At 72.6% G+C, this 24,497-nt stretch carries 21 protein-coding genes and 1 pseudogene; 3 read left to right on the top strand and 19 right to left on the bottom strand.

Annotation, left to right across the window (positions count from 1 at the left end; genetic code table 11):
• Positions 1 to 10: 10 nt before the first annotated feature.
• From ACWH4W_RS13480 to nsdA, 3 genes are all read right to left on the bottom strand, one after another.
• Positions 11 to 349 (bottom strand): P-II family nitrogen regulator, encoded by a 339-nt coding sequence (locus tag ACWH4W_RS13480; protein ID WP_006130453.1) that lies wholly within the window; start codon positions 347 to 349, stop codon positions 11 to 13.
• Positions 346 to 1,686, bottom strand: a complete 1,341-nt coding sequence (locus ACWH4W_RS13475; protein WP_473075970.1) for an ammonium transporter — start codon at positions 1,684 to 1,686, stop codon at positions 346 to 348. The genes ACWH4W_RS13480 and ACWH4W_RS13475 overlap by 4 nt, the downstream gene beginning before the upstream one ends.
• 360 nt (positions 1,687 to 2,046) lie before the next feature.
• Positions 2,047 to 3,543: a transcriptional repressor NsdA gene (nsdA, locus tag ACWH4W_RS13470; protein ID WP_473075969.1), complete on the bottom strand. Its 1,497-nt coding sequence runs from the start codon at positions 3,541 to 3,543 to the stop codon at positions 2,047 to 2,049.
• Between the two features lie 447 nt (positions 3,544 to 3,990).
• Between nsdA and ACWH4W_RS13465 the strand changes: the two genes are divergently transcribed.
• Positions 3,991 to 4,656, top strand: a complete 666-nt coding sequence (locus ACWH4W_RS13465; protein ID WP_473075968.1) for a bifunctional DNA primase/polymerase — start codon at positions 3,991 to 3,993, stop codon at positions 4,654 to 4,656.
• A 90-nt stretch (positions 4,657 to 4,746) separates the two neighbouring features.
• On the opposite strand, the gene ftsY is transcribed toward ACWH4W_RS13465, so the two are convergent.
• The 5 genes from ftsY to ACWH4W_RS13440 form a co-directional block, all read right to left on the bottom strand.
• Complete coding sequence (gene ftsY, locus ACWH4W_RS13460; protein WP_473075967.1) at positions 4,747 to 5,949, bottom strand: signal recognition particle-docking protein FtsY; 1,203 nt, start codon at positions 5,947 to 5,949, stop codon at positions 4,747 to 4,749.
• Positions 5,950 to 6,181: 232 nt separating this feature from the next.
• Positions 6,182 to 7,600, bottom strand: a complete 1,419-nt coding sequence (locus ACWH4W_RS13455; protein WP_473075966.1) for a sugar porter family MFS transporter — start codon at positions 7,598 to 7,600, stop codon at positions 6,182 to 6,184.
• A 206-nt stretch (positions 7,601 to 7,806) separates the two neighbouring features.
• Positions 7,807 to 11,364 (bottom strand): chromosome segregation protein SMC, encoded by a 3,558-nt coding sequence (gene smc, locus ACWH4W_RS13450; protein WP_473075965.1) that lies wholly within the window; start codon positions 11,362 to 11,364, stop codon positions 7,807 to 7,809.
• Between the two features lie 285 nt (positions 11,365 to 11,649).
• Positions 11,650 to 11,853, bottom strand: coding sequence for a hypothetical protein (locus ACWH4W_RS13445; RefSeq protein ID WP_006130460.1), 204 nt, complete (start codon positions 11,851 to 11,853; stop codon positions 11,650 to 11,652).
• A 378-nt stretch (positions 11,854 to 12,231) separates the two neighbouring features.
• Positions 12,232 to 12,513, bottom strand: coding sequence for an acylphosphatase (locus tag ACWH4W_RS13440; RefSeq protein WP_473075964.1), 282 nt, complete (start codon positions 12,511 to 12,513; stop codon positions 12,232 to 12,234).
• Positions 12,514 to 12,688: 175 nt separating this feature from the next.
• On the opposite strand from ACWH4W_RS13440, the gene ACWH4W_RS13435 reads away from it, so the two are divergent.
• Positions 12,689 to 14,014 (top strand): CAP domain-containing protein, encoded by a 1,326-nt coding sequence (locus ACWH4W_RS13435; protein ID WP_473075963.1) that lies wholly within the window; start codon positions 12,689 to 12,691, stop codon positions 14,012 to 14,014.
• Positions 14,015 to 14,090: 76 nt separating this feature from the next.
• Here ACWH4W_RS13435 and ACWH4W_RS13430 read toward each other — a convergent pair whose 3' ends face one another.
• Both ACWH4W_RS13430 and ACWH4W_RS13425 read right to left on the bottom strand, forming a co-directional pair.
• Positions 14,091 to 14,303: a hypothetical protein gene (locus ACWH4W_RS13430; RefSeq protein ID WP_473075962.1), complete on the bottom strand. Its 213-nt coding sequence runs from the start codon at positions 14,301 to 14,303 to the stop codon at positions 14,091 to 14,093.
• Between the two features lie 55 nt (positions 14,304 to 14,358).
• Positions 14,359 to 14,808 (bottom strand): annotated as a pseudogene (locus ACWH4W_RS13425) (GNAT family N-acetyltransferase).
• 70 nt (positions 14,809 to 14,878) lie between these two features.
• Here ACWH4W_RS13425 and ACWH4W_RS13420 point away from each other — a divergent pair.
• On the top strand, positions 14,879 to 15,280 hold the full coding sequence (locus ACWH4W_RS13420; RefSeq protein ID WP_473075961.1) for a winged helix-turn-helix transcriptional regulator: 402 nt from the start codon (positions 14,879 to 14,881) through the stop codon (positions 15,278 to 15,280).
• Here ACWH4W_RS13420 and mutM read toward each other — a convergent pair.
• From mutM to ACWH4W_RS13375, 9 genes are all read right to left on the bottom strand, one after another.
• Positions 15,253 to 16,137: a bifunctional DNA-formamidopyrimidine glycosylase/DNA-(apurinic or apyrimidinic site) lyase gene (gene mutM / locus ACWH4W_RS13415; protein ID WP_473075960.1), complete on the bottom strand. Its 885-nt coding sequence runs from the start codon at positions 16,135 to 16,137 to the stop codon at positions 15,253 to 15,255. The two genes, ACWH4W_RS13420 and mutM, sit on opposite strands and share 28 nt — an antisense overlap.
• 82 nt (positions 16,138 to 16,219) lie before the next feature.
• Positions 16,220 to 17,038: a ribonuclease III gene (rnc, locus tag ACWH4W_RS13410; RefSeq protein ID WP_473077489.1), complete on the bottom strand. Its 819-nt coding sequence runs from the start codon at positions 17,036 to 17,038 to the stop codon at positions 16,220 to 16,222.
• 19 nt (positions 17,039 to 17,057) lie between these two features.
• Positions 17,058 to 17,231: a 50S ribosomal protein L32 gene (gene rpmF / locus ACWH4W_RS13405; protein ID WP_106412252.1), complete on the bottom strand. Its 174-nt coding sequence runs from the start codon at positions 17,229 to 17,231 to the stop codon at positions 17,058 to 17,060.
• Between the two features lie 2 nt (positions 17,232 to 17,233).
• Positions 17,234 to 17,878, bottom strand: a complete 645-nt coding sequence (locus ACWH4W_RS13400; RefSeq protein WP_473075959.1) for a YceD family protein — start codon at positions 17,876 to 17,878, stop codon at positions 17,234 to 17,236.
• Positions 17,879 to 18,009: 131 nt separating this feature from the next.
• On the bottom strand, positions 18,010 to 19,128 hold the full coding sequence (locus ACWH4W_RS13395) for a DivIVA domain-containing protein (protein WP_473075958.1): 1,119 nt from the start codon (positions 19,126 to 19,128) through the stop codon (positions 18,010 to 18,012).
• Positions 19,129 to 19,231: 103 nt separating this feature from the next.
• Positions 19,232 to 19,711, bottom strand: a complete 480-nt coding sequence (coaD, locus tag ACWH4W_RS13390) for a pantetheine-phosphate adenylyltransferase (RefSeq protein ID WP_106412255.1) — start codon at positions 19,709 to 19,711, stop codon at positions 19,232 to 19,234.
• A gap of 26 nt (positions 19,712 to 19,737) precedes the next feature.
• A complete protein-coding gene (gene rsmD / locus ACWH4W_RS13385) occupies positions 19,738 to 20,325 on the bottom strand; it encodes a 16S rRNA (guanine(966)-N(2))-methyltransferase RsmD (RefSeq protein WP_473075957.1) in 588 nt (195 codons plus the stop codon).
• 92 nt (positions 20,326 to 20,417) lie between these two features.
• Positions 20,418 to 22,673 carry an ATP-dependent DNA helicase RecG gene (recG, locus tag ACWH4W_RS13380; protein WP_473075956.1) on the bottom strand — a complete coding sequence of 752 codons (2,256 nt, stop codon included), beginning with the start codon at positions 22,671 to 22,673 and terminating at the stop codon, positions 20,418 to 20,420.
• A gap of 73 nt (positions 22,674 to 22,746) precedes the next feature.
• Entirely contained in the window at positions 22,747 to 24,444 is a 1,698-nt protein-coding gene (locus ACWH4W_RS13375) for a DAK2 domain-containing protein (protein WP_473075955.1), read from the bottom strand.
• Between the last annotated feature and the right edge of the window lie 53 nt (positions 24,445 to 24,497).

The raw sequence follows: 24,497 nt of genomic DNA, 5'->3' as shown, positions 1-24,497 counted from the left end.
CGGCCTGCTGTCAGAGCGCGTCCGGGCCGCGCTCGCCGGTCCGGACCCGTACGGCCGTCTCGACGGGGATCGTCCACACCTTGCCGTCGCCGATCTTGCCGGTGCGGGCCGCCTTGACGACGACGTCGACGAGCTGTTCGGCGTCGTCGTCCTCGACCAGGACCTCGATGCGGACCTTGGGCACCAGGTCGACGGTGTACTCGGCGCCGCGGTAGACCTCGGTGTGGCCGCGCTGGCGGCCGTAGCCGCTGGCCTCGGTGACGGTCAGACCGTGCACGCCGAAGGCCTGGAGGGCCTCCTTGATCTCGTCGAGCCGGTGCGGCTTCACGACGGCGGTGATGAGCTTCATGCGTCCACCTTCTTGCTCTCGGCGGGGGCGACGGGGGTGCCGGCCGCCGTGCGGGCCGCGCCCCCGCCGGCGCCGCTGAAGTCGTAGGCGGTCTCGGCGTGCTCGGCCTGGTCGATGCCGGCCACCTCCTCGTCCTCGGAGACGCGCATGCCGAGGGTCTTGTGGATCAGGAGGGCCAGGCCCGCGGAGACGATCAGGGAGTAGGCGAGGACACCGAGGACACCGGCGCACTGCTTCCAGAACTGGTCGAGGCCGCCGCCGTAGAAGAGACCCGCGACGTCGGACTGGCCCTTGCCGGTGGCGAGGAAGCCGACGAGCAGGGAACCGATGACGCCGCCGACGAGGTGGACGCCGACGACGTCGAGGGAGTCGTCGTAGCCGAACCTGTACTTGAGGCCGACGGCCATGGCGCACAGGACACCGGCGACGAGGCCGACCGCGATGGCGCCGAGCGGGGAGACCGCGCCGCCGGCCGGGGTGATGGCGACCAGACCGGCGACCGCGCCGGAGGCGGCGCCCAGCGTGGTGAACGCGCCGTGGCGGATCTTCTCGTAGGCGAGCCAGCCGACGACCGCGGCGCCCGTGGCGACCTGGGTGTTGACGAACATCAGCGCGCCGACGCCGTCGTCGTTGCCGAGCCACGAGCCGGCGTTGAACCCGAACCAGCCGAACCACAGCAGACCGGCGCCGAGCATGACCAGCGGGAGGCTGTGCGGACGCATCGGGTCCTTCTTGAATCCGATGCGCCTGCCGATGACGAGGAGGACGCCGAGGGCGGCCGCACCGGCGTTGATGTGCACCGCGGTGCCGCCGGCGAAGTCGATGACGCCGAGGTCGAAGGCCCAGCCGCCCTCGCCCCACACCCAGTGCGCGACCGGGAAGTAGACGACGGTGACCCACAGGGTGATGAACAGGGCCCAGGCGCTGAACTTCACGCGGTCCGCGAGCGCGCCGCTGATCAGGGCGGGCGTGAGGATGGCGAACATGAGCTGGAAGGCGGCGAAGACGAACAGCGGGACGGTGGTCGCGCCCCACAGTTCCGTCAGGCCGATGTCGCTCAGGCCCACCCAGTCGGCGTTCCAGCCGACGAGGCCGCCCTTGTCGTCGCCGAACGCGACGGAGAATCCGTAGAGCACCCACAGGACGGTGACGATGCCCAGGCTGATGAAGCTCATCATCAGCATGTTCAGCGTGCTCTTGACCCGGACCATGCCTCCGTAGAAGAAGGCCAGACCGGGGGTCATGAGCATCACCAGGGCGGAACAGATGAGCATGAACCCTGTGTTGGCGGCGGACAGCGTGGGCGCGTCTGCTGCCAGGGTGATGGCTGGTGCCATCGGCGTCTCCTCGTCGTTGGTACGGCCCCGTGCGGGCGAAGTGCGGGCGAAGCCTTGAGCGGATGGAGGGGTGGGCCGGTTATGCGCCATGAAGAGTGGCGCAGCGCGGTTTCGGTGGAGGCCCCTCGTTGTTTCGCCGCCGTGACGAAGGCACCCGGCGTGTTACGGGTCGGTGAACCGCCGGATCCGGGGCGCGCCGGTCGTCGTCGTGGCGCGGTCTTCCGGTGTGCGGCGGTGGGCCGTGGTCGGGAGGAGACACGGCCGGCCGCGGCCGGCCTTCCGAAATGACTGGCATGGGGGAGCCGAGTCGGGCAGTTCGGGAGGGCCGGCCGCGGCCGGGGTCCAGGGGTGTTCCGGTGGTCAGACCGCTTCGGCGGTCTCGGGCAGCTCGATCGCGAGCCGCTCGGTGAGTTCGACGACGTCGGCGAGGTCCCCGAAGTCGCGTACGGCGGTGTCGACGGTCTTTCGGATACGCGTGTTGACCCGCTCGGAACGGACCTTCTTGGCCGCCTTGATGGCCTCGGTGGCGAGAACCGCGCCCTGCTCGGGCTCGCGCTGGAGCAGGTGGACCGTGGCCATGCCGATCAGGTTGAGGGCGTAGGAGCGCTGGTGCTCGCCGCCCTCCTGGCCGAACAGCTCCACGGCCCGCTTCATCAGCGGCTCGGCGAGCGAGGCGTAGGTGGGGCTGCGGCCCGCGACGTAGGCGAGGTCGCGGAAGGAGTGGCTGTTCTCCGCGTACAGCTCGGCCTCGGAGAAGAAGCGGATCCAGTCGGGGTCCGGCTCGTCCCACTCGTCGGCCTCGGCGAAGGTGTCCTCGGCCATGCGGACGGCGCGCTTGCAGCGGCCGGGCTGCCCCATGTTGGCGTAGGCGCGGGCCTCCATCGCATACAGCATCGACTGGACGCGGGGGCCCGCGCAGTCCCGGCTGCCGTACTGCGCGAGGTGGATGAGCTCCAGGGCGTCCTCGGGCCGGCCGAGGTGGATCATCTGCCGGCTCATGTTGGACAGCACGTAGGAGCCGAGCGGCCGGTCGCCGGCCTCCTTGGCGGCGTGCAGGGCGAGCACGAAGTACTTCTGCGCGGTGGGCTGCAGTCCCACGTCGTACGACATCCAGCCCGCCAGCTCGGCGAGTTCGGCGGCGACCTTGAACAGCTTTTTGGCGGTGGTCTCCGGCTGGGGCTCCTGGAGGAGGTCGGTGACCTCGTGGAGCTGGCCGACGACGGCCTTGCGGCGCAGGCCGCCGCCGCACTGGGCGTCCCACTGCCGGAACATCACGGTGGTGGTCTCCAGCAGGTCCAGCTCCGGCTTGGACAGCCGGCCGCGGGCGCGCGCCGAGGAGGGCGCGACGTCCGGTTCGGGCCTGGGCAGCGGGCTGGGCGGGGAGGGGACGAGCCAGCGCTGCATGGGCTCGATGAGGGACGGGCCCGCGGAGAGGGCCAGCGAGCTGCCGAGGAAGCCGCGCCGCGCCAGCATGAGGTCGCTGCGCGAGAACTCGCTGAGCAGGGCCACGGTCTGCGGGCCCGTCCAGGGAAGGTCGACGCCGGTCGAGGAGGGCGCCGGGCGGGTGGTGCGCAGGCCCAGGTCCTCCACGGAGACGACGACACCGAAGCGTTCGGAGAACAGCTCGGACAGGATGCGGGGGATCGGCTCGCGCGGGTTCTCCCCGTCCAGCCAGCGGCGGACGCGGGAGGTGTCGGTGGAGATGTGGTTGGCGCCCAACTGCCGTGCTCTGCGGTTCACTTGGCGGGCCAGCTCGCCCTTGGACCAGCCGCTGCGGACGAACCACGAGGTGAGCAGCTCGTTCGGGCGCTTCTCCGCACCCGCAGAACTCGTCCCGCCACCGCCGTTGCCGCTCACTGGAACGCCCCCATCCCTGAAAACCACTTGTCGCCGAGTGCGCCAAGCCCTATCAGAATGCCGGTGGTCGGGGCCGCCCGTCCGGCGGTTGCCACCCCTCGAACGGCAAGTCGAGTTGCCTCCGGCATACCCGCGAGTGCATGCGCCCCATCCAAACCGTGCACACACAGTAACCACATGATCACCCGCCCCACCACGGCGGAACCACAATCGCCACCATTCGCCACCCCTTCGAATGAACACACCGTCGCCGTCCCGCGATTGACTCGGCGCAGGACGGACAGGAGCGGATGCAACGACGCACTCGAGGGCGCACCGCGACCGCCACGCCACCCCATGCACACCAAAGCGCTGATTGGCGCGGGGCGCGCCGGGAATTCGGAAACAGAGAGTCACGCACCGCGTCCGTTGCGTAACCACCGGTACGTCGGACCCGTTGGAGGGGGCATGGGCTTCACGATCGGCATCAGCCGGGGCATCCGTGACATCCGGTCCGGCTCACGGCGGCGCGGCCGCTCCTCGGACGGCACGGTCGTGGCGGAGTACACGGGGCTGTGGGGCTGGGACGTGGTGGCCGGCGTCCGCGCCGTCGCCGGGGCCTGCTCCTGCGGTCGCACGGCCTGCCGGGCGCCGGGCGCCCACCCCCTGGAGCACGCCCCGGTGATCCGCGCGGGTGCGCCGCTGGACGAGGTGACCGCGCTCTGGTCGGAGTTCCCGGGCGCCTCGGTGCTGTTGCCCGTCGGCCGGGCGTTCGACGTGATCGAGGTGGCGGAGCCGGCCGGGTGTCACGCCCTGGCGCGGCTGGAGCGGATGGGCCTGCCGGTCGGGCCGGTCGCCGCCACCCCGGACGGGCGGGCCCAGTTCTTCGTCGCCCCGGGCGCCGCCGAGGCCCTGCCCGACCTGCTGTACCGCATGGGCTGGGACGACCCGGGCGCCCTCGACCTGCGCGGCCTGGGACGCGGTACGCACGTCACGGCGCCGCCGTCGGACCGCGGCGGCCTCGGCCCGGTGCGCTGGCTGCGCTCCCCCGCCCTGGACTGTGCCGCCCGTCCGCCGGAGGCACGGCTGCTGCTCGGCACGCTGGCGTACGTGGCGCACCGGTCGGGCGCCTGACCCCTTCCGGCACGGCGAAGCGCCCGTCCCCCGATCGTTTTCGGGGGCGGGCGCTTCCTCGCGTACGGGGCCGGACGTCTCCGGGGGGTGTCACTCCCCCAGGAGGGCGTCCACGAAGGCTTCCGGCTCGAACGGCGCCAGATCGTCCGCGCCCTCGCCGAGCCCGATCAGCTTGACCGGGACGCCCAGCTCGCGCTGGACGGAGATGACGATGCCGCCCTTGGCCGTGCCGTCGAGCTTGGTGAGCACGATGCCGGTGATGTCGACGACCTCGGCGAAGACCCGCGCCTGCACCAGACCGTTCTGGCCGGTGGTGGCGTCGAGCACCAGCAGCACCTCGTCCAGCGGAGCCTGCTTCTCCACGACCCGCTTGACCTTGCCGAGCTCGTCCATGAGGCCCGTCTTGGTGTGCAGTCGGCCGGCGGTGTCGATGAGCACCGCGTCGGCGCCCATCTCCTTGCCCTCCTTGACCGCGTCGAACGCGACGGAGGCCGGGTCGCCGCCCTCCGGGCCGCGCACGATGTGGGCGCCGACCCGCTCGCCCCAGGTCTGCAGCTGGTCGGCGGCGGCGGCCCGGAAGGTGTCGGCGGCGCCGAGGACGACGGTGTTGCCGTCGGCGACCAGGACGCGGGCGAGCTTGCCGGTGGTGGTGGTCTTGCCGGTGCCGTTGACGCCGACGACCATCACGACGCCGGGGCCGCCGGCCTGGTTCTCGGTGTGCACGGTGCGGTCCATCTGCGGACCGACCAGCGTGAGCAGCTCCTCGCGGAGCAGCCCGCGCAGTTCCTCGGGCGTACGGGTGCCGAGCACCTTGACCCGCTCGCGCAGCCGGTCGACCAGCTCCTGGGTGGGCTGGACGCCGACGTCGGCGGTGAGCAGGGTGTCCTCGATCTCCTCCCAGGTCTCCTCGTCCAGGTGCTCGCGGGAGAGCAGGGTGAGCAGGCCCTTGCCCAGGGCGTTCTGCGACCGCGACAGGCGGGCGCGCAGCCGGACCAGGCGGCCGGCGGTGGGCTCCGGGATCTCGATCCGGGGAGCCTCGGCGGCGGGCGGTTCCTCGATGACGACGGGACCGGCGCCCGCCGGAAGATCAACCTCCTCGATGGTGCGCCGCGGTTCCTCCCGCGGCGTCTCGGCCTCTTCGCCGACGTGCGGCTCGGCCGGCGGGGCGGTGATGTCGGGCGCGGCGGGCGGCGGCGGGGGCAGCGGCTTCTTGCGCCGGCTCCCGACGATCAGCCCGCCGAGCGCGCCGAACACGACCACGGCGATGACTACAGCAAGGATGACGATGTCCATAACCCGTCCAGTATCGGCCATGCTCCCCCCGACACCCCTGCTCCCGACGCGCCCCGAAGGGGCGCGGGGACCTGCGCGACAAGCCCCACACAACCCGCGCCCGGCCACGGACACGCCACCGCCCCGACTCGGAAGCAATCCGAACCGGGGCAGCTGGGGGGCGGCACACGAGGGGTGGGAGCAGCGGGGAGAAGACCCCCACCCCTCGGGTCGCAAGGGGTGAAGAGGGGCGTCAGCCCATCTCCTCCAACCGCTTGCCCTTCGTCTCCTTCACGAACTTCAGCACGAACGGGATCGAGAGCGCCGCGAACACCGTGTAGATCACGTAGGTGACGGACAGGTTCCAGTCCGCCAGCGACGGGAAGCTCGCGGTGATCGCCCAGTTGGCGATCCACTGCGCGGCCGCGGCGACGCCGAGGGCGGCGGCGCGGATCCGGTTCGGGAACATCTCGCCGAGCATGACCCACACGACCACACCCCATGACAGGGCGAAGAAGAGGACGAAGACGTGGGCCGCGATCAGGGCCACCCAGCCCTGCGTGGCGGGCAGCTGCCCGTCGACGAGGTCCGAGGAGAACGCCCAGGCCTCCAGCGCGAGACCGATCACCATGCCGACCGAGCCGATGACGGCCAGCGGCCGGCGGCCGATGCGGTCGACGAAGATCATCGCAATGACGGTGCCGACGATGTTGATGATCGAGGTGGTGAACGAGTAGAAGAACGAGTCCGACGGGTCGACGCCGACCGACTGCCACAGCGTGGCCGAGTAGTAGAACGCGACGTTGATGCCGACGAACTGCTGGAACACCGACAGGCCGATACCGATCCAGACGATCGGCTTGAAGAAGAAGGTGCCGCCGAGCAGGTCCTTGAAGCTGGACTTCTCCTCGCGCCGCATGCCGGTCTCGATCTCGGTGACGCGCGCGTCGAGGTCGATCTCGCCGCCCTCGACCTCGGCGAGGATCTGCCGGGCGCGCTCGTGCTTGCCGACGGAGATCAGGTAGCGGGGCGACTCGGGGATGGCGAAGGAGAGCAGGCCGTAGAGGACGGCCGGGACGACCATGACGCCGAGCATGAGCTGCCAGGCCTCCAGGCCCAGCAGTTCACCGCGCTGGTCCCCGTCCGCGGCGTTCAGGATGCCCCAGTTGACCAGCTGGGAGACGGCGATGCCGATGACGATCGCGGCCTGCTGGAAGGAGCCGAGACGGCCGCGGTAGGCGGGCGGGGCGACCTCGGCGATGTAGGCGGGGCCGATGACGGAGGCCATGCCGATGGCGAAGCCGCCGACCACGCGCCAGAAGGCGAGGTCGTACAGGGAGAACGGGAGCGCGGAGCCGATGGCGCTGACCGTGAAGAGGACCGCGGCGATCTGCATGCACCGGATGCGTCCGATGCGGTCGGCTATCCGGCCGGCGGTGGCGGCGCCGATCGCGCAGCCGATCAGCGCGATGGCGATGACCTGGGCGAGCGCGGCGGAGCCGATGTCGTAGCGGTCGCGGATGGCCTCGACGGCGCCGTTGATCACGGAGCTGTCGTAGCCGAAGAGGAAGCCGCCCATGGCGGCGGCAGCGGCGATGAAGATGACATGCCCGAGATGTTCGGGATGAGCCGTCCGGGCTCCTGACGCTTGTGCCTGCGCGGTGCTGGTCACGTGTACTCCTCGGGCCACCGGCAACATCGCCGGATGGGGGGTCAGCCCTTCATGTTTTCCGCCGTAGGCACATGAAGGTAAAAACAACACGGCAGAGACTATGTCTTCAATTCTTGAAGTCAATAGGTCCTTGGATGTGAGTTTCGAGACGCAGGAGCCCGGACGAAGCCCAGCAGGTGTTCACATCTTGAAGATCTTGCGCCGCTTCAGCGCAGACGCTGGCTGATGACCTTGGACACGCCGTCGCCCTGCATGGAGACGCCGTACAGCGCGTCGGCGACCTCCATGGTGCGCTTCTGGTGCGTGATCACGATCAGCTGCGAGGCCTCCTGCAGCTCCTGCATGATCCGGATCAGCCGCTGGAGGTTGGTGTCGTCGAGCGCGGCCTCGACCTCGTCCATCACGTAGAACGGGCTGGGCCGCGCCTTGAAGATCGACACGAGCAGCGCCACGGCGGTCAGCGACCGCTCGCCGCCCGAGAGCAGCGACAGCCGCTTGACCTTCTTGCCCGGCGGACGCGCCTCGACGTCCACGCCCGTGGTGAGCATGTTGTCGGGGTCGGTCAGCACCAGGCGCCCCTCCCCACCCGGGAAGAGCCGGGAGAAGACGCCCTCGAACTCACGGGCGGTGTCCCGGTAGGCCTCGGTGAAGACCTGCTCGACGCGTTCGTCGACCTCCTTGACGACCTGGAGCAGGTCCGCGCGGGTCTTCTTCAGGTCCTCCAGCTGCTCGCCGAGGAACTGGTGGCGTTCCTCCAGCGCCGCGAACTCCTCCAGGGCGAGCGGGTTCACCTTGCCGAGCCGCTGGTAGGCGCGCTCGGCCGCCTTCAGGCGTTTCTCCTGCTCGGCCCGGACGAAGGGGCGGGGCCGGTTGCGCGGGTGCTCCGGGTCCTCCGGCAGCTCCTCGCCCTCGGCGGGGGGCGAGGGCGGCACGAGTTGGTGCGGGCCGTACTCCGCGACCAGCCCGGCCGGTTCGACACCCAGTTCCTCCAGCGCCTTCGCCTCCAGCTGCTCCATCCGCAGCCTTTTCTCGGCGCCGAGTACCTCGCCGCGGTGGACCGAATCCGTCAACTTGTCGAGTTCCGCCTTGAGATCGCGTCCCTCGGTGCGGGCGCGGGCGAGTTCCTCCTCGCGCCGGGCCTTGGCGGCCTCGGCCGCGGTGCGCTCCTCGGCGGCACGGGCCAGGGACACCTCGACGTGCGCGAGGAGCTGGCGGGCGCCCGCGGCGACGGCGGCGGCGACCTCCGCCTCGTGACGCAGCCGGGCTCGGCGCTGTTCGGCACGCGCGCGTGCCTCGCGTTCCGCGCGGGCGGCCCGGTCCAGGGAGTCGGCCCGGCCGGCCAGCCCCTTGACCCGTTCCTCGTGCGTACGGACCTGGAGGCGGGCCTCCATCTCGGTCTGGCGGGCGTTGGCCCCGTCGGCGGCGAGCCGGTCGCGCACGGAGGTGTCGGGCTCCTCCTCGAACGGCGTCTCCTCGGCCGCCTCGAGCCGCTCGGCGAGTTCCTCCACGTCGGCGAGCGCCTTGTCGAGCGCCTCCTGGGCCCGTTCGGCGGCGGCCCCGGCGCGTTCGGCCTCGCCGGCGGCGCCGCGTGCCTGGCCGGCGAGCCGGCCGAGCTGCTGGGCGACGGCGGACTTCTCCCGGTCGGCGGCCCGGCGCCGCTCCCCCAGTTCCTCGACCAGGGCCGCGCACTCCCGGCGCCGGGCGGCCGCCGCTTCCTGCGCCTCGGCCAGCTCCTCGCAGCGCACCGCGAGTTCCTCCAGCTCGGCGGCGGCCTCGTCGACGGACGCCCGCACCTCCAGCAGGCTGGGGGCGCCGGCCGAACCGCCGTGCGCGAAGTGGCCGCCGAGCAGGTCACCCTCGGTGGTGACGGCGGTGAGGCCGGGCCGGGCGTGGACGAGTTCCTCGGCGTCCTCGAGGGTGCCGACGACGACGATGCCGTGCAGCAGGCGCCGCACGGCGGGCATGAGGTCGGCGGGCCCGTCGACCAGGCCGGCGGCGTGCCGGCCCACGGGGAGCGGGTCCAGCTCGTCGGGCGCGGGTTCCGGGGCGCCGGCCAGGAGGAGTGCGGCACGGCCCGCGTCCTGCTCGCGCAGCAGTCTGATGGCGTCGGCCGCCGCGGACGGGGAGGCGACCGCCAGGGCGTCGGCGGCCGCGCCGAACGCGGCGGCCAGGGCGGCCTCGTGGCCGGGGGCGACGGTCAGCAGTTCCGCGGCCGGTCCGAGCAGTCCGCCCAGGCGGTCCTTCGCCCCCAGCAGTGCCCCGGTGCCGTCCTTGCGGCGCAGGCCGAGCGCCAGCGCCTCGTGGCGTGCCTGGGTCGCGGCGCGTTTCCGCTCCGCGTCGGTGACCGCCTCGCGGGCGGCGGTGAGGGCGGCCTCGGCCCCGGCGAGCCGGCGCTTGGCGTCCTCGTGCCGCTCGGCGAGTTCCGCGTCGCCCGCGTCGAGGCCGTCGACCTCCGCCTGGAGGACCTCGTACTCCTCCTGGGCCGCCACGGCGCGCTGCTGTGCGTCGTCGCGGGCGGCGGCGAGCCGTTCGATCTCGGCCTGGGCCGCGGCGGCGCGGGAACGGGCGGCGCCCACCTGGCCCTTGAGCCGGGCGAGTCCTTCGCGCCGGTCGGCGATGGCCCGCGCGGCGTCCTTCAGCCGGCGTTCCTCCTGGGCCAGTTCGCGCTCCAGTTCGGCGCGGTGGGCGACGGTGTCGTCCAGCGCGCGTTCGGCCGCCTCCAGGGCGGCCTCCAGTTCGGCCTCCTGCTCGCGGACGCGGGCGGCCTCGCGCTCCATGTCCTCGGGGTCCCGGCCGCGCCGCTCCTCGGGGGGCGCGGAGGTGGCGCTCTGCACGCGCGCGTCGGCGAGGGAGACGGTGCCGCGCACCCGTTCGGCGAGCTGGGAGAGTTCGTACCAGGTCTGCTGGGCGTCCCGCAGCCGCGGGGTGAGGCGGCGCACCTCGTCCTCCAGGAGCGCCTCGCGCTGGAGGGCCTTCCTCAGCTCGGCCTCGGCGGCCTCCTTGCGCTCCTTGAGGGCGGCCTCGTCGGCGATCTCGGCCTGGAGCGCCTCACGCAGCTTCACGAGGTCGTCGGCGAGGAGGCGCAGACGGGCGTCGCGCAGGTCGGCCTGGATGACGGCGGCCCTGCGGGCGACGGCGGCCTGGCGGCCCAGGGGCTTGAGCTGGCGGCGGAGTTCGTCGGTGAGGTCCTGCACGCGCGCGAGGTTGGCCTGCATCGCGTCCAGCTTGCGCAGCGCCTTCTCCTTGCGCTTGCGGTGCTTGAGGACGCCGGCCGCCTCCTCGATGAAGGCGCGGCGGCCCGTCGGGTCGGCGTGCAGGACGGAGTCGAGCTGGCCCTGACCGACGATGACGTGCATCTCGCGGCCGATGCCGGAGTCGGAGAGCAGGTCCTGGATGTCCAGGAGGCGGCAGGTGTCGCCGTTGATCTGGTACTCGCTGCCGCCGTTGCGGAACATGATCCGCGTGATGGTGACCTCGGAGTACTCGATGGGGAGGGCACCGTCGGAGTTGTCGATGGTCAGGGACACCTCGGCGCGGCCCAGCGGGGGGCGGCCGGTGGTGCCGGCGAAGATGACGTCCTCCATCTTGCCGCCGCGCAGCGACTTGGCGCCCTGCTCGCCCATGACCCAGCTGAGCGCGTCCACCACGTTGGACTTGCCCGAGCCGTTCGGACCGACGACGCAGGTGATCCCCGGTTCGAACCGGAGGGTGGTCGCGGAGGCGAACGATTTGAAGCCGCGGAGGGTCAGGGCCTTGAGGTGCACGCCGCCGGACTTTACCCGCCGGGCATGTCTTGCTCCATGAACGCGCGGTTTCGCGGGTGAACGGGCAGGGCATGCCAGACGTTGAGAAGGCGAAAGGGTGCGCGGGGCAGAGAGTGCGCGGCGCGGGGGTCGCGTGGTTCACCGCATGGAGACAGGCTCAGGGGCTCGGGGCGCGGAGGGGTGAAGAAAGAAGGGACGCCGGAGCGTCCCTTGCAGTTCCGACTGCCTGGCGGTGGTGACGGACAAGCCCGACCACTGCGGTGCTGTGCGAGGAGCGTGCAGTGATCAGGTGAGCGCAGGCTCCGCCTGGTGTGCGTCAACGCTCTCCATGATCCTGTCGTGAGAAGCGGCAGCCTTCAGGGCGTCCTTCTCGGCCTGGATCCGCACGAGCTCGGATTCCAGGTCCTGGACGCGCTGCTGGAGCCGTCGCATCTCGGCGAGGAGTCGAGGGTCGGAGCCGCCGACGTAACCGAGAAGCGCCTTTGCCATGATGGATGGTCCTCCACAATGAGTGACCGACCGATGCGGTGTGGGTCGTGAGGGATTCGCACCCGCGATGCTTGGCAGGCCTGGAGTTGTACTGCCGTTCAGCCATGCCAAACAGCTAAGGTGCGCGGGGCTTTCAGCGTCTCACCAAAAAGTTTGAGGGTCAACACGATCACGCCCCGTATCGGGGGACAACCGGGCGCGTACGGCCGGACGGCGGCGGCGGCGCGATCTTCTCGGGTCCTCGGGGCGTGATGGTCATCTTGGCGGGCGCGATGGCCGTCGGCAAGCCGTTCGCCTCGATCACCAGGACTTTTTTACTCGCGGACGGCTCACGACGAGGGCCGCGTGACCGTCGGCACGGCGGGCGGGCGGGCTCTGTCAGCGGATCGCGAAGCCGTCGTAGCCGCCGCGGGGTGTGTCCCAGATCTCGGTCACTCCGTCCACGCGTCCGGGCGTGTCGCCGATCTGGAGCCACTCCAGCAGCCGCTCGCAGTGGTCGCGGGCGCCCTCGGCGACCACCTGCACCCTGCCGTCACCGAGATTCAGGGCGAAGCCCCGCAGTCCGCCGATCTCCAGGGCCTTGGCCCGGGTGAACCAGCGGAAGCCCACGCCCTGGACGCGTCCGCGGACCCAGGCGACCAGTCGCACATCCTCGCTCATGCCTGCAACCTAACCGGACAAAGTCACACCAGGCACTCCGCCCCCTTGCGCCATGCGGTAGCGTCCCCACCCATGAATCTCATATGAAACTCACTCGTTCGTGTGAGTTTCGTGATCGTCGAGTTTCGGGCTGGTCGCGAGACGCGCCGGCCGCCAGGACGAGGAAGGCCAGGACATGGGACGCCACCGACGCTCCGACGCCGGCCGCGCCGCCACGAGCCGCACCGCCGGTGTCACCCACCGCCACGGCTCCTCCGGTGAAGGCCTGGACCCGCGAGGCGCCGCGCCCGACGGCCCGCCCGCGATGGGCACGGCGCCGTACCTGAACCCGGAGGCCTACGCGGAGACGTACGCCCGCAGCGCGGCGTACCTGTACGCGACGGGCGACACCGCGGTGCCCCCCGGCCGCACCGGCTTCGCCTCGGGCGGCTTCCCGGACAGCGCGCCCGGCCCCGCTCCGGCCGCGTACGACTACGCCGCGGACACCCTCGCGTCCCCCACCGTGCCGGGCCCGCGCACCGCCGAGCACGACTTCACGGGTCACTCCTTCTCCGGTGACCCGGTCCCGGAGTGGGACGTGACGCCCCGGCCGCGCCCCCGCTCCACCACCGTGACCTCGTCGGTCGGCGCGGACGACCGGCCCGGAAGCGGGAGCGGACGCCGGCGCAAGAAGAAGCCCGCGACGCCGGTCCGCACCGGGCTGCTCGGGGTCTCCGCCGCCGTGGCCCTCGGCACGGTCGCCGTGGCCACCGGCACGGTGCCGGGCCTGGAGAACTACAAGCTCGGCGGCGACCGCGGCCCCAGTGACAACGTGCAGGCCGACGCCGGTGTGGCGACCAACCTGCCGACCGAGCAGGGTGGCACGTCCGGCCCCGCCGAGACGCCGAGCCGCGACGCGTCCGCCCCCGCGAGCCGTGACGGCGGACGCTCGGTGACCCCGGCGCCGTCCGCGTCACCGTCCGCCTCGACCGCGCCGACGAAGGCGCCCGAGAAGCAGAAGACCCCGGAGAGGACGGAGTCCGCCGCGGCCCCGGAGAAGACCGAGAGGCAGGCGCCGGCCCGCGAGGCGACGCCGGAGCCGGAGCGGACGGCGGACGACGAGAGCCAGGGCCAGGTCTCGGTCGAGGCGCTGGCCGGCGCCGAGGTGCTGCGGCTGGTCAACGCCGAGCGGGCCAAGGCCGGCTGCAGCCCGGTCACCGCGGACAGCGCGCTGACCGCACTGGCGACGGCCTTCAGCAACGACATGGCCAAGCGCGGCTTCTTCGACCACACCGACCCCGACGGCGACACCCCGTGGGACCGGGCCCAGGCGGTCGGCATAAGCAACCTCGGCGGCGAGAACATCGCCCGCGGCCAGGGCGACGCCGAGGCCGTCATGGAGGCCTGGATGAACAGCCCCGGCCACAAGGCGAACATCCTGAACTGCGACTTCAAGACCCTGGGCGTCGGCGTCCACATGGGCCCGGGCGGGCCTTGGTGGACGCAGAACTTCGGGTACTGAGCCGTCACACGCACGCCGGACACGAGCGCCGGCCGGGCCGCGACACCAGCTCTGCCGGCGAGCCGCCCGCGGGCGCTCACCCCTCTCCGCTGTCCTCCTCGGCCCGCCTCGCCCTGAGGCGCCGCACCCCGATCACCAGCCACACCGGTACCGACACGACGGCGCAGGCCAGTGTCAGCGTGCCGCCACGCTCCGGGCGCACGGCGAACCACAGGGCGATCGCCGCCGCCCACAGGCCCGCGACGGCGAATGCCGCCGCCGGGCCGGACGGGTCCGTGCGTGCCTTCACGGCTCCTCCTCTCCGATGTCCGACGGGAAGGCGTCCGCCCGTGGCGGCACCGCCCTCACAGGGTGACGGAAAGCAACGGGAGCACGCGGCCCGGGACGGAGCCGGACGGCGTCTCGCCGATGCGTACCGCGCCCATCGCGCGGCAGAACGGCTCGGCATTCGGGTCGGCGTCGATCGTCAGGCGGCGGAAGCCGGCGTCCCGGGCCGCGGCGAGCGCGTGCTCGAACAGGGCGCGGCCGATGCCCTGGCCGAGGCCGTCGGGTCCACGGAGATCACCCCCACCGCGCCCTCCGGCGGGCGCCCGTCCACGGTCGTGAAGCCGAGGAGGCGGCCGTCCCGCTCGGCCACCGCGGTGCGCCGCTCCCCACCTCCGACGGCCGGACGGGTCAGCTCCCTCCCGGCACGACGCCAGGGACGCCTCGCCGTAGCCCCGGTGCGCCTTGGACCGGAGCGCCGGCTCGGTCAGCTCCCCGGCCTCGGCGGGCCGGGCCTTCCGGATCCGCACGGCTCCCCCTTCACTTACCAGCGGTGAGCGCTGCACATCGGCAAGCGCTGCTCTGAAGTACGCTGACTTCATGACGACCACGCAGCCGGCCCCGGAGGACCGGGACCTCCCCTTCGACGTGTTCGCCAGGTCCTGCCCGTCCCGCGGCACGCTGGAACACGTGACCGGACGGTGGGGGGCGCTGACGCTGGGGGCGCTGCACGAGGGTTCGCTGCGGTTCAACGAACTGCGCCGACGGGTCGACGGCGTCAGCGAGAAGATGCTGTCGCAGACGCTGCACGCGCTGGAGCGCGACGGGCTCGTGCACCGCGAGGCGCAGCTGACCAACCCGCCCCGGGTGGACTACGAACTGACCCCGCTGGGCCGCGAGGTCGCCGAGCGCCTGCTGGCCCTCATCCACCTCCTGGAGGAGCGCATGGACGCCGTCCTCGAGGCCCGTGTGCGTTACGACGCGGCGCGCGGCGCCCGCTGACAGCGCGGGCAGAAGTAGCTGGAGCGGTTCATCCACGCCCGCCGGCGCACCGGCGTCCCGCAGCGGCGGCAGGGCAGACCCTCACGGCCGTACGCGTCCAGGGACCGGTCGAAGTAGCCGGACTCGCCGTTGACGTTGACGTAGAGGCTGTCGAAGCTGGTGCCGCCGGCCGCGAGGGCGGCGTTCATCACGTCCCGGACGTGGCCCAGCAGTTGCAGGGTGCGGGGGCGGGTGAAGCCGGCCGTGGGGCGCTCGTAGTGGATGCGGGAGCGCCACAGCGCCTCGTCCGCGTAGATGTTGCCGACGCCGCTGATCAGCGACTGGTCGAGGAGCGCCCGCTTGATGGTGGTCCGCTTGCGGCGCAGGGCCTGGTGGAAGGCCTCCTCGTCGAAGAGCGGGTCGAGCGGGTCGCGGGCGATGTGCGCGATGACGTCGGGCAGGCCCTCGGGGGTGTTGTCGTGCAGCGACAGTCCGCCGAAGGTGCGCTGGTCGACGAAGCGCAGCTCGGTGTCCCCCGCCGGTCCGGCCTCCGGGGCCTGCGGCTCGGTGAAGCGGACGCGGATCCGCAGGTGCTTCTCGTCCGGCGCGGCGTGCGGCTGCATCAGCAGCTGGCCGCTCATCCCGAGGTGGGCCAGCACGGACTGGTCCGTGTCCTCCAGCGGCAGCCACAGGTACTTGCCTCGGCGGCGCGGGACGCCGATGCGGTGGCCCTTCAGCCGGTGCGCGAAGTCGTCCGCGCCGGCGAGGTGACGGCGCACCGCGCGCGGGTGCAGGACCTCGGCGTCGGCGACGGTCCGGTGGGCGACCCACCGCTCGAGTCCGCGCCGTACGACCTCGACCTCGGGCAGCTCGGGCATGGTGTCCCTCCCAGGACGGGTGGAGCGAGCACCGAGCGCCCGCCCCGCTGCGGGGACGGGCGCTCGGGTCGCGCGTGGTGCGTCAGGCGGAGGCCGACGGGGCGTCGGCGCTCGTGCCGGAGGCTTCGGCCTCGGCGGCCCGGACGACCTGTTCGGCCTCCTGAGCCGCCCTGGCCCGCTCGTCCGCCGCGGCCTTGATGGACCGCCACGCGGACTCGGCGGCCTGCTGCTCCGCCTCCTTCTTGCTGCGGCCGGTGCCGGTGCCGTACGAGACGCCTCCGACGCGGGCGGCAGCAGTGAAGGTCTTCTCGTGGTCGGGGCCGGTCTCCGTGACCAGGTACTCGGGAACGCCGAGCCCCTCGGTCGCGGTGAGCTCCTGGAGACTGGTCTTCCAGTCCAGGCCGGCTCCCAGGTTCGAGGACTTCTCGATCAGCGGGTCGAACAGGCGGTGCACCAGCTCCGCCGCCGATTCCAGGCCCTGGTCGAGATAGACCGCGCCGATCACCGCTTCGAGGGTGTCGGCGAGGATGGACGCCTTGTCCCGGCCGCCCGTTCCCTCTTCACCCCGGCCGAGCCGGATGAAGGAGCCGAGGTCGAGCCCGCGGCCCACCTCCGCCAGCGCACGCGAGTTGACCACCGCGGCCCGCAGCTTGGCCAGCTGGCCCTCGGGCAGGTCGGGGTGGGTGCGGTACAGCGTGTCGGTGACGACGAGACCGAGCACGGAGTCCCCGAGGAACTCCAGCCGCTCGTTCGTCGGCAGACCGCCGTTCTCGTAGGCGTAGGAACGATGGGTCAGCGCACGCACCAGAAGGGCGGACTCGACCTGGTAGCCGAGCCGCCCTTCCAGAAGCGTCGGGGACGAGGCCTGGTTGTCCGCAGAGTTTTTCTTCGGCGTGGACACAGTGCCTCTCACCAGCCGCTCAGACCTCGAGGACCTGGCGCTTGTTGTAGGTGCCGCAGGACGGGCACGCGATGTGCTGCTGCCTGGGCTCGTGGCAGCGCTCGCACGCCACCAGGGTGGGGACCGCAGCCTTCCACTGCGACCGGCGGTGGCGCGTGTTGCTGCGCGACATCTTCCGCTTCGGAACAGCCACGGCTACTTCTCCTGCTTCTCGTCGGCACCGGTTTCGGAGCCGCTCATCTCGTCCTTCTCGCCGTCCTTCATGGTGTCGGCGAGTCCCTGCAATGCCGCCCAACGGATGTCGACGGCGTCGTGGTGGTGGTCCGGGTCGTCCGCCAGCCGCGCTCCGCACTCGGAGCACAGACCCGGGCAGTCTTCCTGGCACACCGGCTGCATCGGCAGTGCGAGCACCACCGCGTCGCGCAGCACCGGCTCGAGGTCGAACAGGCCGTCCTCGAGGAAGAGCCTGTCCTCGTCGTCCTCGGCGTCGTCGCCCGGTTCCGCGGTCACGCGGCCCCGGTCGTCGGCGTCAGGGTACGAGAACATCTCCTGGAAGTCCGCTTCGAGCTCCAGCTCGAGCGGCTCCAGACACCTTACGCACTCCCCCTCGGCCCCGGCACGGGCGGTGCCTGTGACGAGCACACCTTCCATGACCGACTCGAGCCGGAGTTCGAGCTCCACCGGGGCGCCTTCCGGCACTCCGACGACTCCCTTGATACCGAGGTCCTTGGGGGCGTCGACCGTACGGGTCAGGCGCTGCAGCGCACCAGGCCGCCGCCCCAGCTCGTGCGTGTCGAACACGAGGGGGTTGCGGTGGTCGAGGCGGGCGTTCAGAGCCATTCCTGCTTTCGATCTTCGAGCTCAGAGGGTGTCGCTGCCGTACGGTGCGTTCCCGGGCAGCGTGGATCGCGGTCATACGCGCGACCGAAGAGCCAGGATACTGGACCTTTCGCTCACGGCCCAATCCGCCCCTAGAGACCCCGCTCGCGCTGGTACGCCTCGAGCTGTTCGGGCGTGATCATGCTGGTGTCGAACAGGCTCGTCTCGTCCAGCGCGTACCCCTGCCGGCCCTGCTGCGGCACCTGCTGGGCGGCCTGGCCCGGGTCGTACGCCTGCGGGGCGCCGTCGTAGCCCTGGTAGGCCGCGTACGGGTCGGCCTGGCCGTAGCCGACGGCGGTCTGGGCGTACGGGTCCTGGACGCCGTCGTACTGCTGCTGGTAGCCGCCGTACGGGTCGGCCTGCTGCTCGGCGGGGGCGCCTCCCGCCGGGACGTAGCCGGAGGCGGGGGGATAGGCGGGCTCCGGCGGGGCGTACGGCTGCGGCGGCTGCTGTGAGGGCTGCTGCTCGGTCCTGCGGCCCCGGGCGTCCTGCTCGGCGAGGGAGGCCAGGTCGGCGAGGTAGTCGGCGTCGCTGGAGTGCTGGACGGTGCTGGTGTCGTCGGCCAGTGCGCCCAGGTCGTCGCTGGCGATGCGGCCGTGCAGCTTCTGCCGCCCGCGGCCGACCGCCTCCAGCGTCTTGGCGAGCACCGCCTCGAAGGCGCCGAGCTTGACGTCGACGTAGGCGTCGGCGTTGCGGCGCAGGGTCTCCGGGTCGGGGCTGCGCTCGGGGGCGTCCTCGTCCTCGTAGCCCTGCTCGTCGAGGCCGGGGCCGGTGCCGAGCAGCTTCTCGCGGCCGCGGCCGACGGAGCCGAGGGTCTTGGTGAGGACGACCTCGAAGTTGGCGAGCTTGGAGTCGACGTAGTCGTCGGCCTCCGCGCGGATCTCCTCGGCCTCCTGGCGGGCCTCGGCGAGGATCCGGTCGGCCTCGGCCTGGGAGCGCCGGGCGATCTCGGTCTCGGCGACCAGCGAGCCGCGCCGGGCGTGCGCCTCGGAGATGATCCGCTCGGCCTCCTGGCGGGCCTGTTCGACCATCTGCTCCCGGCCGCCGATCAGCTCCTGCGCCTGGGCGAGGGAGTCGGGCAGCGCCGCGCGCACCTCGTCGAGCATGGCGAGCAGTTCGGCGCGGTTGACCACGCACGACGCCGACATGGGCATCGACCGGGCACTGGAGACCGCGGCGACGATCTCGTCCAGCTTCTTCTGCACGTCCACCGTGTGCTCGCCACTCTCTACAGCTGTGTTGGAGACGGACGGGACGACTGTACGGCCCTGGGGCGTGCGGTGGACACCGGACGCCCCCTCCGCCGGGGCCGGTTCAGTCCTTGCGCAGGCGTTCGGTGAGCGCCGTCAGGACCTCGGCGGGCACTAGGTGGGAGACGTCCCCGCCCCAGGCCGCGACCTCCTTGACGAGTGAGGAGGACAGGAAGCTGTAGGTGGGGTTGGTGGGGACGAAGAGGGTCTCCACGCCCGAGAGGCCGTTGTTCATCTGGGCCATCTGCAGCTCGTAGTCGAAGTCGCTGACCGCGCGCAGGCCCTTGACGATGGCGGGGATGTCGCGCTGCTTGCAGAAGTCGACGAGGAGGCCGTGGAAGGCCTCGACCCGGACGTTGCCGTACTCGGCGGTGACGCGGCGGATCAGGTCGATCCGCTCCTCGATCTCGAACAGGCCCTTCTTGGACTGGTTGATCATCACCGCGACGTAGACCTCGTCGTACAGCCGGGAGGCCCGGGCGATGATGTCGAGGTGTCCGTTGGTGATCGGGTCGAACGACCCGGGACATACGGCGCGGCGCACTGGTGATCCCTCGCTCTCCGGTCCGGTCATCGTGCGTCTTCGCACGTAGAGGCGGCGCGACCGTACCAAAACGTTCCCTCGCCGTAACGACGGGCCCGGATCGCCTCGAAACCCGGCGGGAAGACGAATTCTCCGCCTCTGGTGCTGCGCTCCACGGTGACGACGGCGTCGCCGGCGAGCCACCCCTGGGAACGGAGTGTGAGCAGGATCTCCCGGAGATCGTCGTCGGAGACGGCGTAGGGCGGGTCGAGGAAGACCACGTCGTACGGCTGCTCCGGGGGTCCGGCGCGGACGATCTGTTCCGCTTTGCCGGATCTCACCTCGGCGCCGGGGAGTCCGAGCGACTTCACGTTCTCCCGGACGGTGCGCGCGGCGCGGGCGTCGGCCTCGACCAGCAGGACGTGTCCGGCGCCGCGGGACAGCGCCTCCAGGCCGACGGCGCCGGAGCCGGCGTACAGGTCGAGGACGCGTTCGCCGTCGAGGGGGCCGCCGAGCAGCGACTGCCAGGTGGAGAAGAGGCCTTCGCGCGCCCGGTCGGAGGTGGGGCGGGTGCCCTGCCCCGGCGGGACGGCCAGGCGGCGTCCGCCGGCCGCGCCGGCGATCACGCGGGTCATGTCCTCGGTCCTTGTCGGTGGGTGCGGGTCGGTTCGTGCGGGTCCGTTCGTACGGGCCGGTCCGTGGGGGCCGGTGGCCCGGTCCCAGTCTGTCAGCCCTTCTCCAGGTACTGCTCCCGCTCCTCGTCCAGCAGGGCGTCCAGCGCCGTGCGCAGGGCGGGCAGGCGCTCCAGGTCCGGGTCGGCGGCGACGACCCGGGCGGCCTCCTCGCGGGCCTCGGCGATGACCTCCTCGTCGTCGATGACGGCGAGCATGCGCAGGCTGGACCGGGTGCCGGACTGGGCCTGGCCGAGCACGTCGCCCTCGCGGCGCTGTTCGAGGTCGATGCGGGAGAGCTCGAAGCCGTCCAGGGTGGACGCGACGGCGTTCAGCCGCTGGCGGGCGGCGCTCGCCTCGGGCATCTCGGTGACCAGCAGGCACAGGCCGGGGGCCGAGCCGCGACCCACCCGGCCGCGGAGCTGGTGCAGCTGGGAGACGCCGAAGCGGTCGGCGTCCATGATCACCATCACGGTGGCGTTCGGCACGTTGACGCCGACCTCGATGACGGTGGTGGCCACCAGGACGTCGGCCTCGCCGGCGGCGAACCGGCGCATCACGGCGTCCTTGTCGTCGGGCTGCATCCTGCCGTGCAGGACCTCCACGCGCAGTCCGGCGAGCGGGCCCCGCGCGAGCTGCTCCGCGGTGTCGAGGACGGCGAGCGGGGGCCGCTTCTCCGCCTCGTCCTCGGCGGATTTCTTCTTCGCCTTGGCGCCGTCCTCCTCGTCGCCGATGCGCGGGCAGACCACGTACGCCTGGTGGCCCTTCTCCACCTCCTCGCGCACCCGCTCCCAGGCGCGGGCGAGGAAGTGCGGCTTGTCGGCGGCCGGGACGACATGGCTGGCGATGGGCGAGCGCCCGGCCGGGAGCTGGTCCAGGACGGAGGTCTCCAGGTCGCCGAAGACGGTCATGGCCACCGTGCGCGGGATGGGGGTGGCGGTCATGACGAGCAGGTGCGGCGGCTGCTTTCCCTTGCCGCGCAGGGCGTCGCGCTGCTCGACACCGAAGCGGTGCTGCTCGTCGACGACCACCAGGCCGAGGTCGTGGAACTGGACCTTGTCCTCGATCAGCGCGTGCGTGCCGATGACGATGCCGGCCTCGCCGGTGGCCAGGTCGAGCAGGGCCTGACGGCGCGCGGCGGCGCCCATGGAGCCGGTGAGCAGCACCACCTTGGTGGCGTCGTCCGCGCCGCCGAGCATGCCTCCCTCCCGGCGCCCGCCACCGCCCCCCTGAGGAGGCGCTTCGCGCCACAGCCCCCAACTGGCCAGTTCCCCCATCATCTCGGTGACCGAGCGGTGGTGCTGCTGGGCGAGCACCTCGGTGGGCGCGAGCATCGCCGCCTGGCCGCCCGCGTCGACGACGGCGAGCATGGCGCGCAGGGCGACCAGGGTCTTGCCGGAGCCGACCTCGCCCTGGAGCAGGCGGTGCATGGGGTGGTCGGTGGCGAGGTCGGCGAAGATCTCCTGCGAGACCTTGCGCTGGCCCTCGGTGAGGGTGAAGGGGAGACGGTCGTCGAAGGCGGCGAGGATGCCGTCGGGCCTCGGGCGGCGGGGCACGGCCGGGAGCTGCGCGTCGGCGTGCCGGCGGCGGGCGAGGGCGACCTGGAGGACGAACGCCTCGTCCCACTTGAGGCGGGCGCGGGCCTCCTCGATGTCGGCCTTGGTGTGCGGACGGTGGATCTTCAGCAGCGCCTCGGGCAGCGGGACCAGACCGCGGCCCTCGCGGAGCGGCTCGGGGAGCGGGTCGGCGGCCTCCTGGGCGCTGGGCAGCACGGTCTGCAGCGCCTTGGCGACCTTCCAGGACTCCAGCTTGGCGGTGGCCGGGTAGATGGGGATCAGCGCGCCCGCCCAGGTCTCCACCGTCTCCTCGGCGTCCCCGCGCAGCAACTCGTAGGCCGGGTGGGCGAGTTGGAGGCGGCGGTTGAAGACGGAGACCTTGCCGGCGAACATCGCGCGGGTGCCCGGCAGGAGTTCCTTGTGCGGCTTGTGGACACCGGCGCCGAAGAAGACCAGTTGCAGCCGGCCGCTGCCGTCGGTGATCGTCACCTCGAGCCGCTGGCCCTTGCCGCGCGGGGCGCGGCTGGAGGCGAAGGTGTGCAGCCGGGCGTCGGCGACCTGCGCGACCACGGTGACGTGCTCGTCCATCGGCAGGTCGGCGAGGTGGGTGAGCTGGCCGCGCTCCTCGTACCGGCGCGGGTAGTGGTGCAGCAGGTCGCCGACGGTGTGCAGGCCGAGGTGCTCGGCCATCACCTTCGCGGTGGCGGGGCCGAGCACTTTCTTCAGTGGTTCGTCCAGTGCGGGCACGGGGTCCATTGGACACCACTCCACTGACAGAGCGGGTACGGCGGGCCGCCCGGCCGGTCCGCGCCGGGCCGGGGCGTTCGCGTCACTCGACGCCGATGAGCAGGACGGAGCCCTGCCGGCCGCCGTGGTGGACGACCGTGTCGACGGCCAGGTAGCCCTCGCGGACCCGGGCCTCGAGGCGTTCGGCGACGGACTCCGGGGCGCCGTCGCCGAGGACCAGGGTGACCAGTTCCCCGCCGGCCGCGAGCATGCGGTCCAGGACGGCCAGGGCGGTGGCGGTGAGGTCCTGGCCGATGACCACCACGTCGCCGTCGACCAGGCCGAGGACGTCGCCGGCCTGGCAGATGCCGGCCATGGTCCAGGACTGCCGCTCGGCGACGGTGACCTCGGCGTAGCGGGTCGCGCCGGCCGCGGATGTCATCGCCACCACGTCCTCGTCGAAGCGGCGCTCCGGCTCGTGCACCGCCAGCGCCGCGATGCCCTGCACCGCGGACCGGGTGGGGATGAGCGCCACCCGGACGCCCTCCGCCCGTACCTGCTCGGCGGCCGCGGCGGCGGTGTGGCGCAGCTCGGCGTCGTTGGGCAGCAGCACCACCTCGCGCGCGTGCGCGCGCCGTACGGCCTGGACGAGCTCGCCGCTGGCGGGCGGTTCGCCGGGCCGGGCGAGGACGGCCGTGGCCCCGGCCTCCGTGTAGAGGCCCGCCAGGCCCTCGCCGGGCACCACCGCCACCACGGCCCGCTGGACGCGCTCGGCGGGCATCCGCCCGGCCCCCGGGACGTGCGCGTCCCCGGCGCCGAAGTGGGTGATCCGGATGCGGTACGGCCGTCCGGCCTCGACGCCCGCCTCCACGGCGGCGCCGGCGTCGTCGACGTGCACGTGGACGTTCCACAGGCCGTCGCCGCCGACCACGACGAGGGAGTCGCCGAGGGCGTCGAGCCGCTTCCGCAGCCGCGCGACGGCCGCGTCCTCGGCCTCCAGCAGGTAGATCACCTCGAAGGCGGGGCCCCCCGGCTCCGATACGGCGGCGTCCGCGCAGGGGGCGGGGTCCCGGTGCGCCGCCTCGGCGGGCTCCACGCGCGCGTACGGTCCCGGACCGCGCCCCGCGGCGCCGCGGGGCGCGGTCCCCGTGAGCGTCTCCACGAGCGCCCCCAGCACGGCCACCAGGCCGCGTCCGCCCGCGTCGACCACGCCCGCCCGCCGCAGGACGTCCAGCCGGTCCGGGGTCTCGGCGAGCGCCGCGCGGGCGCCCTCGTAGGCGGCGCGGGCCACCGCGCCGCAGTCGCCGTCGGCCGCCCCGCCCGCCGCGTCGGCGGCGGCCGAGGCGACGGTGAGGACCGTGCCCTCGACCGGGCGCGCCACCGCCTGCCGGGCGGAGTCGGCCGCGTGCCGCAGGGCGAGACCGAGGTCCCGCCCGCCGGCGTGCGCCGGGGCGTCCTCACCGGCCAGCACCTGGGCCATGCCGCGCAGCAGCTGGGCGAGGATCGTCCCGGAGTTCCCGCGCGCGCCGATCAGCGCGCCGTGCGCCATCGCCCGTACCGCGTCGGCCAGGGCGGGGGCGGGAGCGCCTCCGCCACCGGCCTCGTGCCCGGCGAACACCGCCTCCACGGCCGTGGCCGCCGACTCCAGCGTCAGATAGAGATTGGTGCCGGTGTCACCGTCCGCCACGGGATAGACGTTGATGGCGTCGATCTCCTCCCGGGCCCGTCCGAGCGCGTCGAGCGCCAGACCGCACCAGGCACGCACCGCGAGAGCATCGAACGTCTGCGGCACCTGCGGCACCTGCGCCTCCTCGAGCTGCTGGACGTGGCACGCAGCGTAGACGGTGGGCCCCC

The sequence above is a fragment of the Streptomyces sp. DSM 120436 genome, assembly GCF_055778765.1.
Note: the sequence above shows the minus strand (reverse complement) of the source record. Positions and strands in the feature narration are given on the sequence as shown.

What these genes read in the sequence shown, in the direction of transcription:
- ACWH4W_RS13480 (WP_006130453.1), bottom strand. Translation starts at nt 349, where the DNA reads ATGAAGCTCATCACCGCCGTCGTGAAGCCGCACCGGCTCGACGAGATC.
- ACWH4W_RS13475 (WP_473075970.1), bottom strand. Translation starts at nt 1,686, where the DNA reads ATGGCACCAGCCATCACCCTGGCAGCAGACGCGCCCACGCTGTCCGCC.
- ACWH4W_RS13465 (WP_473075968.1), top strand. Translation starts at nt 3,991, where the DNA reads ATGGGCTTCACGATCGGCATCAGCCGGGGCATCCGTGACATCCGGTCC.
- ftsY (WP_473075967.1), bottom strand. Translation starts at nt 5,949, where the DNA reads ATGGACATCGTCATCCTTGCTGTAGTCATCGCCGTGGTCGTGTTCGGC.
- ACWH4W_RS13445 (WP_006130460.1), bottom strand. Translation starts at nt 11,853, where the DNA reads ATGGCAAAGGCGCTTCTCGGTTACGTCGGCGGCTCCGACCCTCGACTC.
- ACWH4W_RS13440 (WP_473075964.1), bottom strand. Translation starts at nt 12,513, where the DNA reads ATGAGCGAGGATGTGCGACTGGTCGCCTGGGTCCGCGGACGCGTCCAG.
- ACWH4W_RS13435 (WP_473075963.1), top strand. Translation starts at nt 12,689, where the DNA reads ATGGGACGCCACCGACGCTCCGACGCCGGCCGCGCCGCCACGAGCCGC.
- ACWH4W_RS13420 (WP_473075961.1), top strand. Translation starts at nt 14,879, where the DNA reads ATGACGACCACGCAGCCGGCCCCGGAGGACCGGGACCTCCCCTTCGAC.
- mutM (WP_473075960.1), bottom strand. Translation starts at nt 16,137, where the DNA reads ATGCCCGAGCTGCCCGAGGTCGAGGTCGTACGGCGCGGACTCGAGCGG.
- ACWH4W_RS13400 (WP_473075959.1), bottom strand. Translation starts at nt 17,878, where the DNA reads ATGGCTCTGAACGCCCGCCTCGACCACCGCAACCCCCTCGTGTTCGAC.
- rsmD (WP_473075957.1), bottom strand. Translation starts at nt 20,325, where the DNA reads ATGACCCGCGTGATCGCCGGCGCGGCCGGCGGACGCCGCCTGGCCGTC.
- recG (WP_473075956.1), bottom strand. Translation starts at nt 22,673, where the DNA reads ATGGACCCCGTGCCCGCACTGGACGAACCACTGAAGAAAGTGCTCGGC.